Annotated in this window: 13 protein-coding genes, 1 pseudogene and 1 riboswitch; of the genes and pseudogenes, 7 read left to right on the forward strand and 7 right to left on the reverse strand. The window is 67.1% G+C overall.

Annotated elements, in window-relative coordinates; translation table 11 throughout:
* Positions 1–68: 68 nt before the first annotated feature.
* Both fabB and fabA read right to left on the reverse strand, forming a co-directional pair.
* A complete protein-coding gene (gene fabB / locus AC13FN_RS08325) occupies positions 69–1,277 on the reverse strand; it encodes a beta-ketoacyl-ACP synthase I (RefSeq protein WP_014645811.1) in 1,209 nt (402 codons plus the stop codon).
* A complete protein-coding gene (fabA, locus tag AC13FN_RS08330) occupies positions 1,277–1,792 on the reverse strand; it encodes a 3-hydroxyacyl-[acyl-carrier-protein] dehydratase FabA (RefSeq protein ID WP_005407930.1) in 516 nt (171 codons plus the stop codon). Before fabA ends, fabB begins: the two co-directional genes overlap by 1 nt.
* 191 nt (positions 1,793–1,983) lie before the next feature.
* Between fabA and dinB the strand changes: the two are divergent.
* A pseudogene (gene dinB, locus AC13FN_RS08335) lies at positions 1,984–3,060 on the forward strand (DNA polymerase IV); the annotation flags it as partial.
* A 331-nt stretch (positions 3,061–3,391) separates the two neighbouring features.
* On the opposite strand, the gene AC13FN_RS08340 reads toward dinB, so the two are convergent.
* Positions 3,392–4,303: an MBL fold metallo-hydrolase gene (locus AC13FN_RS08340; RefSeq protein WP_482984660.1), complete on the reverse strand. Its 912-nt coding sequence runs from the start codon at positions 4,301–4,303 to the stop codon at positions 3,392–3,394.
* Between the two features lie 65 nt (positions 4,304–4,368).
* Positions 4,369–5,007 carry an NAD(P)-dependent oxidoreductase gene (locus AC13FN_RS08345; RefSeq protein ID WP_049435158.1) on the reverse strand — a complete coding sequence of 213 codons (639 nt, stop codon included), beginning with the start codon at positions 5,005–5,007 and terminating at the stop codon, positions 4,369–4,371.
* Positions 5,008–5,115: 108 nt separating this feature from the next.
* Here AC13FN_RS08345 and AC13FN_RS08350 point away from each other — a divergent pair, with 108 nt between their 5' ends.
* From AC13FN_RS08350 to gph, 3 genes are all read left to right on the forward strand, one after another.
* Positions 5,116–6,045, forward strand: coding sequence for a LysR family transcriptional regulator (locus AC13FN_RS08350; protein WP_049453300.1), 930 nt, complete (start codon positions 5,116–5,118; stop codon positions 6,043–6,045).
* Positions 6,042–6,833, forward strand: a complete 792-nt coding sequence (locus AC13FN_RS08355) for a class I SAM-dependent methyltransferase (protein WP_482984659.1) — start codon at positions 6,042–6,044, stop codon at positions 6,831–6,833. Before AC13FN_RS08350 ends, AC13FN_RS08355 begins: the two co-directional genes overlap by 4 nt.
* Positions 6,834–6,897: 64 nt before the next feature.
* Positions 6,898–7,566, forward strand: coding sequence for a phosphoglycolate phosphatase (gene gph, locus AC13FN_RS08360; protein WP_197646758.1), 669 nt, complete (start codon positions 6,898–6,900; stop codon positions 7,564–7,566).
* Between the two features lie 58 nt (positions 7,567–7,624).
* Here gph and btuB read toward each other — a convergent pair whose 3' ends face one another.
* Positions 7,625–9,469: a TonB-dependent vitamin B12 receptor gene (gene btuB, locus AC13FN_RS08365; protein ID WP_054170913.1), complete on the reverse strand. Its 1,845-nt coding sequence runs from the start codon at positions 9,467–9,469 to the stop codon at positions 7,625–7,627.
* A 116-nt stretch (positions 9,470–9,585) separates the two neighbouring features.
* A riboswitch (cobalamin riboswitch) is annotated at positions 9,586–9,808 on the reverse strand.
* A 79-nt stretch (positions 9,809–9,887) separates the two neighbouring features.
* On the opposite strand from btuB, the gene AC13FN_RS08370 reads away from it, so the two are divergent.
* Positions 9,888–10,997, forward strand: coding sequence for an acyltransferase family protein (locus AC13FN_RS08370; protein ID WP_478413264.1), 1,110 nt, complete (start codon positions 9,888–9,890; stop codon positions 10,995–10,997).
* A gap of 127 nt (positions 10,998–11,124) precedes the next feature.
* Positions 11,125–11,703, forward strand: coding sequence for a histidine phosphatase family protein (locus tag AC13FN_RS08375; protein ID WP_482984658.1), 579 nt, complete (start codon positions 11,125–11,127; stop codon positions 11,701–11,703).
* Positions 11,704–11,792: 89 nt separating this feature from the next.
* Here the strand turns inward: AC13FN_RS08375 and AC13FN_RS08380 are convergent, their stop codons facing one another.
* Positions 11,793–12,167, reverse strand: a complete 375-nt coding sequence (locus AC13FN_RS08380; protein ID WP_482984657.1) for a TfoX/Sxy family protein — start codon at positions 12,165–12,167, stop codon at positions 11,793–11,795.
* The gene (locus AC13FN_RS08385) at positions 12,164–12,646 is read right to left on the reverse strand and encodes a GAF domain-containing protein (protein WP_197646768.1); all 483 of its coding nucleotides are present in this window, start codon (positions 12,644–12,646) and stop codon (positions 12,164–12,166) included. The genes AC13FN_RS08380 and AC13FN_RS08385 overlap by 4 nt, the downstream gene beginning before the upstream one ends.
* A 68-nt stretch (positions 12,647–12,714) precedes the next feature.
* Here AC13FN_RS08385 and bioD point away from each other — a divergent pair, with 68 nt between their 5' ends.
* Positions 12,715–13,398, forward strand: coding sequence for a dethiobiotin synthase (gene bioD, locus AC13FN_RS08390; RefSeq protein WP_054170919.1), 684 nt, complete (start codon positions 12,715–12,717; stop codon positions 13,396–13,398).
* Positions 13,399–13,432: the final 34 nt, after the last annotated feature.

The raw sequence follows: 13,432 nt of genomic DNA on the forward strand, positions 1-13,432 counted from the left end.
GAGCCGAGCATGGCTCGGCTCTACATCTATTTGGTGGGTGCCGACCGTTGGTCGGCACGCCTTCCCCATCACACCCGCCCGAACACCAGCGCGGCGTTGGTGCCACCGAAGCCGAAGCTGTTGGACATCACCGTATCCAGCTTCTGCTCGCGGCTTTCGCGCAGGATCGGGAAGCTCTCCACCTTCGGGTCCAGTTCGCCGATGTTGGCCGAACCGGCGACGAAGCCATCGCGCATCATCAGCAGGCAGTAGATCGCCTCGTGCACGCTGGCCGCACCCAGCGAATGGCCGGACAGGGCCTTGGTCGAGGACAGCGGCGGCACCGCATCGCCGAACACTTCGCGGATCGCATTGAGCTCGGTGACGTCGCCCAGCGGCGTGGAGGTGCCGTGGGTGTTGAGGTAGTCCAGCGGGCGATCGACGCCCTGCAGCGCCATCTTCATGCAGCGCACCGCGCCTTCGCCGGACGGGGCGACCATGTCGGCGCCGTCGGAGGTCACGCCATAGCCGATCAGCTCGGCATGGATGTGCGCGCCGCGCGCGACGGCGTGGTCGTAGTCCTCCAGTACCAGCATGCCGCCGCCGCCGGCGATGACGAAGCCGTCGCGGTCCTTGTCGTACGGACGCGAAGCGCTGGCCGGGGTCTCGTTGAAGCTGGTCGACAGCGCGCCCATCGCATCGAACATCACGCTCATCGACCAGTGCAGGTCTTCACCGCCGCCGGCGAACATGATGTCCTGCGCGCCATGGCGGATCATGTCCGCGGCGGCGCCGATGCAGTGTGCCGAGGTCGCGCAGGCGGCCGACAGCGAGTAGCTGACGCCCTTGATCTGGTAGGCCGTGGCCAGGCAGGCCGAGACCGTCGAGCACATCGTGCGCGGCACCATGTACGGCCCGACCTTGCGCACACCACGTTCGCGCAGCAGGTCGACCGCGCCGATCTGCCATTCGCTGGAGCCGCCGCCGGAACCGGCGATCAGGCCGGTGCGCAGGTTGCTGACCTGCTCGGGGCTGAGCCCGGCATCGGCGATGGCATCGCGCATGGACAGGTAGGCGAAGGCCGCCGCATCGCTCATGAAGCGCTTCTGCTTGCGGTCGATCAGCGCCTCCAGATCGAGGTCGACACGACCGCCAACCTGGCTGCGCAGGCCCGCTTCGGCGTGGTCGGCCAGGGCGGTGATGCCCGAGCGCCCTTCGCGCAGCGCAGCCGAAACGGTATCCAGATCATTGCCGAGGCAGGACGTGATGCCCATGCCAGTGATGACGACGCGACGCATCAGAAGCTCCCGGTTTCAGTGAACAGGCCGACGCGCAGGTCGCGCGCGCTGTAGATTTCGCGGTCATCCACGTACATGCGCGCGTCCGACTGGGCCATCACCAGCTTGCGGTTGATGACACGGCTGATATCGATCTCGTAGCGCACCAGCTTGGCCTCCGGCAGCACCTGGCCGGTGAACTTCACTTCGCCACAGCCCAGCGCGCGGCCCTTGCCGGGGGCGCCCAGCCAGGTCAGGAAGAAGCCGGTCAGCTGCCACATGGCATCCAGGCCCAGGCAGCCGGGCATCACCGGGTCGCCGATGAAGTGGCAGCCGAAGAACCACAGGTCCGGGCGGATATCCAGTTCGGCGCGTACCATGCCTTTGCCATGCGGTCCGCCGTCCTCGCGGATGTCGGTGATGCGGTCGAACATCAGCATCGGATCGTTGGGCAAACGGCCGGCGGCGGTGCCGAACAGTTCACCGCGTGCGCTGGCCAGCAGCTGTTCGCGGTTGAACGCGTGGAGACGGGTCATGAAGCACAATCCTGGAAGCGGGGAAACAGGGAAACAAGCGCTCGAGGATGCCCGTGGAAACTGCGCCGATCAAACATTTCAACCGTACGCAACCGTAGTGTTTTCAATGGAATACGCGCATCCTGTTGATGTGCAACGACCATACTTCGGCGTGTGGCCCGTTCGGCACGCCCCCGCCCTTTCCACCTGACATGACCCGACTGCGCAAGATCATCCACGTCGACATGGACGCGTTCTACGCGTCGGTGGAGCAGCGCGACGATCCGTCACTGCGCGGCAAGCCGGTGGTTGTGGCATGGCGCGGCGCTCGCTCGGTGGTGTGCGCGGCGTCCTACGAGGCGCGCGTGTTCGGGGTGCGTTCGGCGATGCCGGCCGTGCGTGCCGAGCGCCTGTGCCCGGATGCGATCTTCGTGCCGCCGGACTTCGCACGTTACAAGGCGGTGTCACAGCAGGTACGCGCGATCTTCCTGCGGCATACCGACTTGGTCGAGCCGTTGTCGCTGGACGAGGCCTATCTGGACGTGACCGAGCCGAAGAGCGGCATCGAACTGGCCACCGACATCGCCCGCACCATCCGTGCGCAGATCCGCGAGGAAACGAACCTGACTGCTTCAGCCGGCATCGCGCCAAACAAGTTCCTGGCCAAGATCGCCTCGGACTGGCGTAAACCCGATGGTCAGTTCGTGATTCCGCCGCAGCGGGTGGACGCGTTCCTGCAGCCGTTGCCAGTGAACCGGGTGCCCGGCGTCGGCAAGGTGATGGAAGGAAAACTTGCCGCGCGCGGCATCGTCACCTGCGGCGATCTGCGGCAGTGGGCGTTGATCGACCTGGAAGAAGCATTCGGCAGCTTCGGCCGCAGCCTGTACAACCGTGCACGTGGCATCGACGAGCGGCCGGTGGAACCGGACCAGCAGGTGCAGTCGATTTCCTCGGAGGACACCTTCGCCGAAGACCTGCCGCTGGAAGACCTGGGCGAAGCGATCGTGCAGCTGGCGGAGAAGACCTGGAAGGCCACGCGCAAGACCGAACGCGTCGGCCACACCGTGGTGCTGAAACTGAAGACCGCGCAGTTCCGCATCCTCACCCGCAGCTTCACCCCGGAACGCCCACCGGAATCGATGGAAGAACTGCGCGACATCGCACTGGCGCTTCGTGCGAGGGTGGATCTGCCGGCGGAGACGCGTTACCGCCTGGTCGGTGTCGGCCTGGGTGGCTTCCGCGAAAAGGAACCGGTGGTGCAGGGCGAATTGTTCGAGCACGACATGAACAATCCCACAGATACCTATTCATCAAACAGTGGGGTCAGAGCCCGTTGCGCAGCAACGGGATCCGACCCTGTGCCGACCAACGGTCGGCACCCACCATCAGCAGCAGGTTCCGACGGATAGCGGGAAACTGTCGAAGGCGGGGTGGGTCCGGTTGCGGGGGCGTGAGCCGCATGGATGCGGCGACCGAGCTTACATGGACGTACTTGCAGCGCCCCCCACAACCGGACCCACCCCGCCATCCCACGGATAGCCAGCTGTTGCTGTTGCTTCGGCTGTTGCCGTTGCATTGAGCAGGTGCAGGGCGCAGCCCTGCAAAAGAAAACTCCCTACTTCATGGCCACTGCATCTCGCCCTTGGCCACCTTCGCACTCAACTCCAGCGACGCCACGCCTGCCAGCTTCGGGTAGCGCACCTGCATCGCCTTCACCAGCGCCGCACTGTCCTTGGCCTTGGCCGCCTCAACATCGAACGCACGGATGTAGTCTGCGGTGAAGCGCAGTGCGCTGGCATCCAGCGCCGCACCCGGTGCGTAATGCCCCGGCACCACCACCTTCGGCTTCAGCGCCTGCAACCGCTGCAGGGTCTGCAGCCAGTCGGCATGGGACTTAGATGTCTGCGTGTCGGCCATCCACACGTGTTCGCCGGCCACCACCGGAATGCCGCCGACGATCGCGCGCAGCGACGGCACCCACAGCACCGTGCGGTCCGGGGTCGGGCCATCCAGACCGATCAGCGGCAGGCGCTGGCCTTCCAGCTGCAGGGCGTCGCCGTCCAGCACCTGCGGCACCACGATGCGTGCCGGCACGTCGGCGCCCATCTTCGGTCCCCAGTAGGCCAGCTTGCCGGCCTGGGTCTGCTGGATGTGGGCGACGGTCTGCGCGGTGGCGACGATGCGCGCCTGCGGGAACGCGTCCTGCAGGGTGGCCAGGCCGAAGTAGTAATCCGGATCGCCGTGGCTGATGTAGATGGTGGTCAGCTGCTTGCCGCTGGCGCGGATCAGCTCGACCAGCCTGCGTGCATCGCTGGCGCCGAACTGCGCGTTGACCAGGATCGCATCGTGGCGGCCTTCGATCAGCACCGAGGATACTGAGAACATCGCCTGCGGGCCGGGATGGAAGGTCTGCAGGTGCAGCTGGGATTTCGTTGCCGTGGCCGGCGCCGGGGTGGCCGATGCGGCCATCAGCGGCGCACTGGTGAAACTGGCGGCCAACGCGAGGGGAAGCAGCAGGGCAGCGGTGCGCATGGGGAATTCCTTGTGTCGGATGGAGAGCCGAGCGTGGGCTCGGCTCTACAGGGCTCGCGCGTCGATCAGTACGCCGCGGTGATGATCTGTTTCGGGTACTGGTGCGCTTCCAGCTCGGCGACGAACGCCGCGCCGTAGTCGGCGTAGCTGATGCGGCTGTGGCCGCTGGCGTCGGCGAGGAAGGCCTTGGGCTGCACGCGGTACTGGCCGCGCTCTTCGCCCGGGCCGATTTCGGCGGCCGGCGAGAAGAACGTCCAGTCCAGGTCGTCCACCGCCTGCAGGCGATTGAAGGCTTCACGATGGGCCAGCGCGTACGGCTTGTAGGCCTCCGGGAAGTTCGGCGTGTCGACCAGCTGCACGCCGGGTGCCACTTCCAGGCTGCCAGCGCCACCGACCACCACCAGGCGCGGCACGCCGGCCTTGCGTGCGGCGGCAGCCAGCAGCGCGGCGACCTCGCCGACGCGGCCGATGTCATCGCCCGGGCGCGGGCCGTAGGCACTGGCCAGCACATCGTGGCCGGCGATGGCGGCAACCAGCGCGTCCTGGTCATCCAGCGAAGCGATCACCGGGTGGGCGCCGGCCAGTTCTGCCGGAAGGTCCTGCGCGCTGCGCACGATGACGGTGAGTTCGTGGCCGTTGGCCAGCGCGTGGCGGGCGATCTGGCGGCCGATGTTGCCGGTGGAACCAACGAGGGCGATTTTCATGGCAGGACTCCGTGGGGCGGTGTGGGGTGGGAATGCGGCCACTCTAGGCTGCTGCAGTTGATCGAAAAACAGCGTATAACGCGCTTGTTTGTTGCATGAATCGAGCATATGGACCGATTGACCGCCATGACCGTGTTTGTCGAGGTGGCCGAGCGCGGCAGCCTCACCGCCGCCGCCGAGGTGCTGGACATGTCGCGGGCGATGGTCACCCGCTACCTGGCCGAGGTTGAAGGGTGGCTGGGTGCGCGCCTGCTGCACCGGACCACGCGCCGGATCAGCCTGACCGGCCCCGGCGAGGCGGCGCTGGCGCGCTTCCGGCAGATGCTGGCGATCGGCGAAGAACTGCAGGGCGAGCTGGCCAGTGATGATCCCGAGCCGCACGGAACGCTGCGGGTGACCGCCAGCGTGTCGTTCGGGCAGAGCCACCTTGCACGGGCGGTGGCCGGCTTCGTTGCGCGCCATCCGGCGGCACGCATCGAGCTGCTGCTGGTCGATCGCACGGTGAACCTGGTGGAAGAGCGGGTGGACCTGGCCGTGCGCATCGCGCGCCAGATCGACCCCAGCCTGATCGCACGGCGCCTGGCCACCTGCCGCTCGGTGTTGTGCGCGACGCCGTCCTACCTGCAGGTGCGTGGCACGCCGACCGCCCCCGAGCACCTGGCCGCGCACAACTGCCTGACCCACCATTACGTCGGTAAAAGCCTGTGGCAGCTGCACCGCGATGGACGTTCGCTGTCGGTGGCCGTGGGCGGCAACATCAGCGCGAACGAGGCCTCGCTGCTGCTGGAGGCGGTGCGGGCCGGTGCCGGTATCGCCATGCTGCCGACCTACCAGGTGGCGCCGCTGCTGCGCAGTGGCGAGCTGATCGAACTGCTGCCCGAATTCAGCCTGGACGAACTCGGCATTCATGCGGTGTACGCGTCACGGCGGCAGCAGCCCGCTATCATGCGGCGATTCCTGGATTTCCTGGGCGAGTGTTTCGCCAGCCCGGCCTTCCAGGATCTGGATTGGCGCCCACCGGGCAAGGAGAACACATGAACCATGGACAGGCCTTGATCGACCACAACCGTGCTGCCTGGGACCGCCAGGCCAGCGAAGTGCGCGAATGGTCGCGCCCGGTGGAAAGTTCAACGATTGCCGCCGCGCGCGATGGCCGCTGGCAGGTGCACCTGACGCCCCGTGCGTTGCCACTGGACTGGATGGGTGATGTGCGCGGCCGTCGCATCCTGTGCCTGGCCTCGGGCGGTGGCCAGCAGGCACCGGTGCTGGCCGCTGCGGGCGCTGACGTCACCGTGTTCGACCTGTCCGACGGGCAGCTGGAACAGGACCGCAGGGTCGCTGCGCGCGACGGCCTGCGGCTGCGCACCGTGCAGGGTGACATGCGCGATCTGCACGTGTTCGCCAACGACAGTTTCGACGTGGTGTTCCACCCGATCTCGAACCTGTACGTGCCTGACGTGCGCCCGGTGTGGACCGAATGCCGCCGTGTGCTGGCACGCGATGGCATGCTGATGGCCAGCTTCTACAACCCGGTGCTGTTCGTCGGTGCGCGCGATCCGCAGCTGGATGCACAGGGCCTGATCCGGCCGCAGTACGCCATTCCCTATTCGGACCTGGAAGACCTGCCGCCGGCCGAGCGCGAGGCGAAGCTGGCACGGGGCGATGCACTGACCTTCGGCCACAGCCTGACCGAACTGATCGGTGGCCAGCTGGATGCCGGCTTCATCATCGATCGCTTCATGGAAGACTGGCAGCCGCAGCCGCGTTTCCTGATCGACCGTTACCTGCCCACGTTCCTGGCTACCCGCGCGCGCCGGATCGGCTGAGGCGGATCTGTGCAAAAACCAGCGGCGTACAATGGACGGCCCCACGTCATGCAGGTGCCGTCCCTTGTCGTATCCCTATCCGCTGGTCGTGTTCGACCTTGATGGCACGCTGGTCGACAGCGCAGCTGATATCGCCGAAGCGCTGAACCGCACGCTGGAGGACATCGGTGTGGCACGCGTACCGGAAGCCACGGTGCTGGGCTGGATCGGCGACGGTGTGCGCCGCCTGGTCGAACAGGCCGTGCATGCCACCGGCCGCGAAGTCGACCTGGCCGAAGTGATGCCGGTATTCATGGTGCACTACCGCGAATGCCTGCTGCGCAGCCCGCGTCTGTTCGATGGCGTGGGTGAAGCGCTGGCGCAACTGCGTGCACGCAACGTGCCGCTGGCAATCTGCACCAACAAGCCCGAAGCGCTGGTGCCACCGCTGCTGCAGCACCTGGGCATCGGTGATGCGTTCGCGCTGATACTGGGCGGCGATTCGCTGCCGCAGCGCAAGCCCAGTGGCGAACCGCTGCGGCACATCGCTGCGCACTTCGGGCTGCCGGTGGACGCCTGCCTGATGGTGGGTGATTCGTTGACCGACTACCGCGCCGCCGAAGATGCAGGCATGCCGATCGCGCTGGTGCGTTACGGCTACCCGCGCGGCCTGGACCTGGCCACCGCGCATGCGGTGGCGGTGATCGACGATCTGCGTGAATTGCCGGGGTTGGCCGCCGGCATTCCGGTGTAGCGGTAGATCGACGCCATGCGTCGATGGAAAAGTGCCGGGCAATGCCCGGCGACTTCTTTCACTTCGGCTGGTAACGCACGCTCAACTGGTACTCGCGGCCCGGCTGGTTGAACCACGCCACCGTCTCATACCTGCGGTCGAACACGTTGGCGGCACGCGCCAGCAGCGACCACGACGGCGTCAGCGCGTACTCGGCGCGCAGGTCCAGCGTGCCGTAGCCGCCAACCTTCACCGAGTTGCTGGCGTTGTCAAAGCGCTTGCCCGCGCCCTGTACGGTCAGGCCGGCGCGGAAATCGCCGAAGCGGCGGTCGATGTCCAGGCGCGCGGTCTGCTGTGCACGGCGCGGCAGCCAGTTGTCGAACTGGCTGCTGCCGTGGGTGCGGTTGCGCGGGTTGGTGTAGCTCAGCTGCGCGTTGATGTCGAAGCCGGCCAGCAGCACGCCACCGGTCAGCTCGGCACCACGGATGCGCGCCTTCTCCACCTGCTGCATTTTCATCGTGGACGCATCGTAGGTGATCAGGTCATCGATGCGGGTTTCGTACACATCCAGGCCCCAATGCCAGCCCTGGCCCTGCTGCGAAACACCCAGGTTGGCGCTCTTGGACTTCTCCGGATTCAACGTCGGCATGCCGCTCCACAGGTCATACAGATCGCTGAAGGTCGGTGCCTTGAACGCGGTGCCGTAGCTGGCGTTGACGCGCAGGCCGTGGCCCAGTTCCATCGCCCAGCCAACGCTGCCGGTGGCGTGGTTGCCGAACTGCTGGTTGTCGTCGTTGCGGGCGCTGGCCTGCAGCTGGTGGCGGCCGAAGCGGCCCTGGTACTGCACGAACACGCCGGTGTTGCGGCGGCTGTCGACGAGATACCCGGCGCTGCTGCCGTCCAGATTGTCTTCGCTCCAGTCCACGCCGGCACTCAGCAGCTGGCCCTCGGCCACACCGAAGTCACCCTGCAGCGAGGCGCTGTCACGATGGGTCTGCGCGCTGCCAAACACCCCCGGTGCGCCGAAGTTGTCGGATTCATTGTCGCTGCGGCCGACGTTGGCGGTGAATGCCAGGCGTTCGGATGGGGTGTAGCGCACCTTGCCGGCCAGCACCTGCTGGCGGGTCTCGGAGTAGTTGTAGTAGCCGTCATAGTGGTTCTTGCCATCGGCGCGCAGCGCGCTGCCTTCCACGTTCCACTGGTCGTTGAAGCTGTAACCGCCGCGCAGGCTCTTGGACAGGTTGCGGTAGCCGTCGCGGTCATGTTCGTCGGCAAAGCAGCCGGCAGTGAACACCGAGGAAGAACCGCGGCAGGCATCGATGCCGTCGGAATGCTGGTAGGCGATGTCGGCACCGAACCAGCCGCGCTCGGTGCCGCCGCCGATGCCGCCGCTGGCTTCACGCAGGCCGTTGCTGCCACCACCGAGCTGGAAGTGTGGAGCGAAGTTGCCCTGGTTGCGGCGGGTGAAAATCTGGATCACGCCACCGATGGCGTCGGCGCCGTACAGGCTCGACTGCGGGCCGCGCACGATCTCCACGCGCTCGATCTGCGCCAGCGGCAGGTCCTGGTACATGGCCAGGCCGAGGTCGGCGCTGTTGATGCGCACGCCGTCGACCAGCACCACGGTGTGGCCCGAGTTGGTGCCGCGCAGGAACAGCGAGCTCTGCTTGCCGAGACCGCCGGCATTGGTCAGGTTGATGCCGGCGCGGCCGCGCAGCAGCTCCTGCAGCGAGGTGGCCTGGCTGGATTCAATCTGCGCGCGGTCGATCACCTGCGCCGGCGCGATGCTGTCCTGCAGCGCGATCGGGGTGCGGGTGGCGGTGACCAGGATCTGGTCGAGCGCAGTGGTGTCATCGGCGGCCTGGGCCAGCGCGGGCAGGGCGGCCAGCACGGCCAGGGACAGCATTCGGGACTGCAGCTTCATGGGGGACTCCAGGTGCCACGCACGCCCGCGTGGCGAAGGGGAGGAGCCGCAAACGCAGGCACGCGCCGATGCCGCAGCGCAGGCCGCGATCATCCAGCGCCATGCCCACCGCATCGCGACCTTGAGGCTTCCGGGCCGGTCTCCGGGCTTGCCGCCAGGTGGCGCGAGGCCACCGTCCAGGCGCCTTCCCATGCACGCGGCACAGTGGCGTTGTTGCCTGGAACTGACGTGCTTACCGTTGCGGGGGCAGCGCCGGCATGGCGTGGGAACACGCGTCACCGGCTTCCCGTTTCAACCTGCCGGCCGTGGCCGCAGGTCACCTGGAAGTGCGCGCAGTCTACGGCATCGCCAGCTGGTAGAGTGAAGGCCGTCGCACGCACTGCGGTTGGGAAGTGGGAACATGGTTGCAAAGGATCGCTTGCAGTTCCTCGATTCGCTTCGAGGCTTGGCCGCCGTCTATGTCGTGCTGTTTCACGTCCAGTCGATGCCAGCGCCTGCGTTGCCCGTTGCGGCCGGGTTGTTGCCGGTACTGCAGCTGGGAGCCACCGGCGTCGCCCTGTTCTTCGTGATCAGCGCGTTCTCCCTGTGCTACACCCAGCCTCGCCACAGGGCCAGCGGGCGGCCCTTGCTGAGTTTCTACCTGCACCGCTTCCTGCGGATTGCGCCGCTGTTCTACGTGCTGCTGGCGTTCTCGATCTTCCGCGATGGCCGAGGCAGCCATGCCGGCCATCCCTGGGCCGAGATCGCTGCCAATGCCACGTTCACCTTCAACCTGTTCCCCGGCTGGGAGCAGGGCATTGTCTGGGCCAGCTGGGCGGTTGGCGTGGAAATGCTGTTCTACGCCATTTTCCCTGCGCTGTACCTGCTAGTGAATGACGGACGCCGGGCCTGGATGCTCCTCTTGTCGCTGCTGGGGCTGGCGGCGTTGGCCGGAACCGGCGCGCTGGGTGCACGCGCGGAAGCTTCACTGGGCGGCTATGGCTGGCTGACGCACGCGCCCGTGTTTGCGATGGGGCTGGTGGCGTTCCACGCCTACAACGCGCTCTCACAAGTGCCTCCGGCGCGGGCGCGCTGGTGGGGGATGGCACTCAACCTGGCCGGTGCCCTGTTGCTGTTGCTGGTCGTGGCGGGAATCGCAGGTGGCTGGAGCGGGGCAGGACAATGGCAGCTGGCCGGCCTGGGCTATCTGGCAGTGCTGTTGGGTTGCTCGCAATGCCCGCCGCGTCTGCTCGTCAACCGGGCGACGGCTTGGCTGGGTACGGTGAGTTACTCGCTCTACCTGGGTCATCCCATTGTCATCGCTGTGCTGGGACCGGTGCTGCGCCGGTTGCTTGCGTATGTTGGTGACGGGACATCCGGCTATCTGTTGTGCGCCGCACTGGTGCTGGCGGTCGCACTCCCGCTGGCTGCGCTGGGACATCGTTGCATTGAAGCACCCATGATTCGACTGGGTAAACGCATGATGGCGTCGCTGTCTGCTTCACGCGCAGGACTCCGTACCGGGCAGGCTGAGGGCGGCCCACGCTAGAATGACGCGCCCCGCTATGGGGACGCTGTCCGGAAGTGGTGTTCATGATGTTGCTTCAATCGCCGATCTCTCCTGCGCCGTGCGCGTACCCGTCACTGACCAGCGTGCTGCACGCGGTTGCGGTGCCATGATCCTCGACCTGGTCCGCCATGCCGGCAACGGTCGCGATGAGTTCCTCGATGGACGCAGCGACCCACCGCAGCTGGCCCGCCTGCCGCAGGAACTGGTCGACGCCTACGCCGCGCAGCCCTGGGAGCGGATGATCAGTTCGCCACGGCTGCGCTCGCTGCACACGGCGATGGCCCTGGCCACCCCGCGTGGGCTGGACGTGGAAGCGGACGAGGAATGGGAAGAGCTGGATTTCGGCGATTGGGATGGGCAGTCGCTGTTCGACCTGCCGGAGGATGCACTGGCGGCCTTCCACGCCGACCCCCACGCGTTCCCGCCGCCGAACGGCGAAAGCTGGGGCCACTTCGAGCGGCGCATCGCGCGCGCGCTGGATCGCCTGCTGGACCACGACGACCCAGTGCCGACGCTGGTGGTCAGCCACGGCGGCCCGCTGCGCATGGTGCTGTCGCAGGTCTGCGGCCTGCCGATGTCGCTGTGCTGGGCGCTGCGCATCGACCACGGCACGCGCCTGCGGGTGTGGCTGGAGCGCGGTGAGGTCGGGCTGGCGGGCGAGCTGCTGGAGCTGCAGCAGCCCTGATCTGCTCTTGTAGAGCCGAGCCATGCTCGGCTGCATTTCGATCAGAAAGGCCAGCCGAGCGTGGGCTCGGCGCTACAGAAGGGCGCGGCTCAATCCTCGTCCGCGCGCTCGTCCACGCTGTCTTCAGCATCGTCGTCAGCATCGTCGTCAGCATCGAAGCGCTGCTCATGCACCGGGCCCGAGGCCGGGCCGGCCGCCTTCAGCGGGTGCGCGGCGATGCGCGCTTCATAGTCCTGCACCAGCGCCTCACGTTGCGGCTCGCTCAGCTCCTGCCAATGGCAGTCCAGCAACGCACCTTCCAGTGAATAGAGCAGGTTCAAGCTCGGCTTGAAGCCGGCGCGTTTGACCTTGACGAACGCGCCGACGGCGCCGATCGCAACCAGGTCTTCGCGGCTGCGCAGGCCGACCTGGCGCAGCCACGCCGCACTTTTCGGGCCGATGTTGCGCAGCTTCGGTGCGCTCATCCCAGCGCCTCGACGAACACGCGGGCGATGGCTTCCAGGCCGGCCTGGTCGTCGGCATCAAAGCGGCCGACCTTGGGGCTGTCGATATCGAACACGCCGATCAGTTCCTCGCCGCGCAGCAGCGGCACCACCAGCTCCGAGCGCGAGGCCGAATCGCAGGCGATGTGGCCAGGGAAGGCATCCACGTCGTCCACGCGCTGGGTCACGCGCTGGCTGGCGGCGGCGCCGCACACGCCCTTGTCCAGCGGAATGCGCACGCAGGCCGGCAGGCCCTGGAATGGGCCGACCACCAGCTCCTTGCCGTCGTACAGGTAGAAGCCCACCCAGTTCAGGTCGGGCAGGGCGTGGTAGACCAGTGCCGAGAGATTGGCCGCGTTGGCGATGCGGTCGGACTCGGCGTAGACCAGGCCACGGGCCTGTTCCAGCAGCTGGGCGTATTGTTCCGGCTTGCTGCCGGTGAGCGAGGCATTGGTGAACATGCCCGCAGTCTAGCAAGCGCGCCGGGCCGGCGATAATGCACACACAGTTGCCCTGTTGGAGCCCTTCGATGCCGTTGCCCGCCACGCTGCCGCCCGCCCTGTTCGTTACCGGCACCGATACCGAGATCGGCAAGACCGCCACCAGCACCGCCTTGCTGCATGCGCTGCGCCGGCGCGGCCTGCGCGCGGTCGGCATGAAGCCGGTGGCCAGCGGCAGCGAAGACCTGGGGCAGGGCCTGCGCAACGAGGACGCGCTGGCACTGCAGGCGGCCAGCTGGCCGGTACCGGACTATGCCGATCTGAACCCGTATGCGTTGCGCCAGCCGCTGGCCCCAGAACTGGCCGCCGCCGAGGATGGCGTGCAGGTGGAACTGGCGCCGATCGTGGCTGCATTCGAGCGTCTGCGCGCGCAGGCTGACATCGTGGTGGTGGAGGGTGTCGGCGGTTGGTTGGCACCGGTTTCGGCCACGCTGGACCAGCTCGACCTGGTGCGCGCGTTGCGTCTGCCCGTACTGCTGGTGGTGGGCATGCGCCTGGGTTGCGTCAACCATGCGCGGCTGACCGCGCAGTCGCTGCAGGCCAGCGGCGTGCAGTGCCTGGGCTGGATCGGCAACCACATTGATCCTGCGATGCAGCGCCAGGACGAGAACATCGCCACGCTGCAGCAGCGCCTGCCGATGCCGTCCTGGGGGCGGCTGCCGCATCTGCCGGGGGCGGATGGCCAGATCCTGAGCACGTACCTGCTCGATTGACCTGCTTCCTGTAGAGCCGAGCCCATGCTCGGCT

The sequence above is a fragment of the Stenotrophomonas sp. 115C5 genome (genome assembly GCF_056861055.1).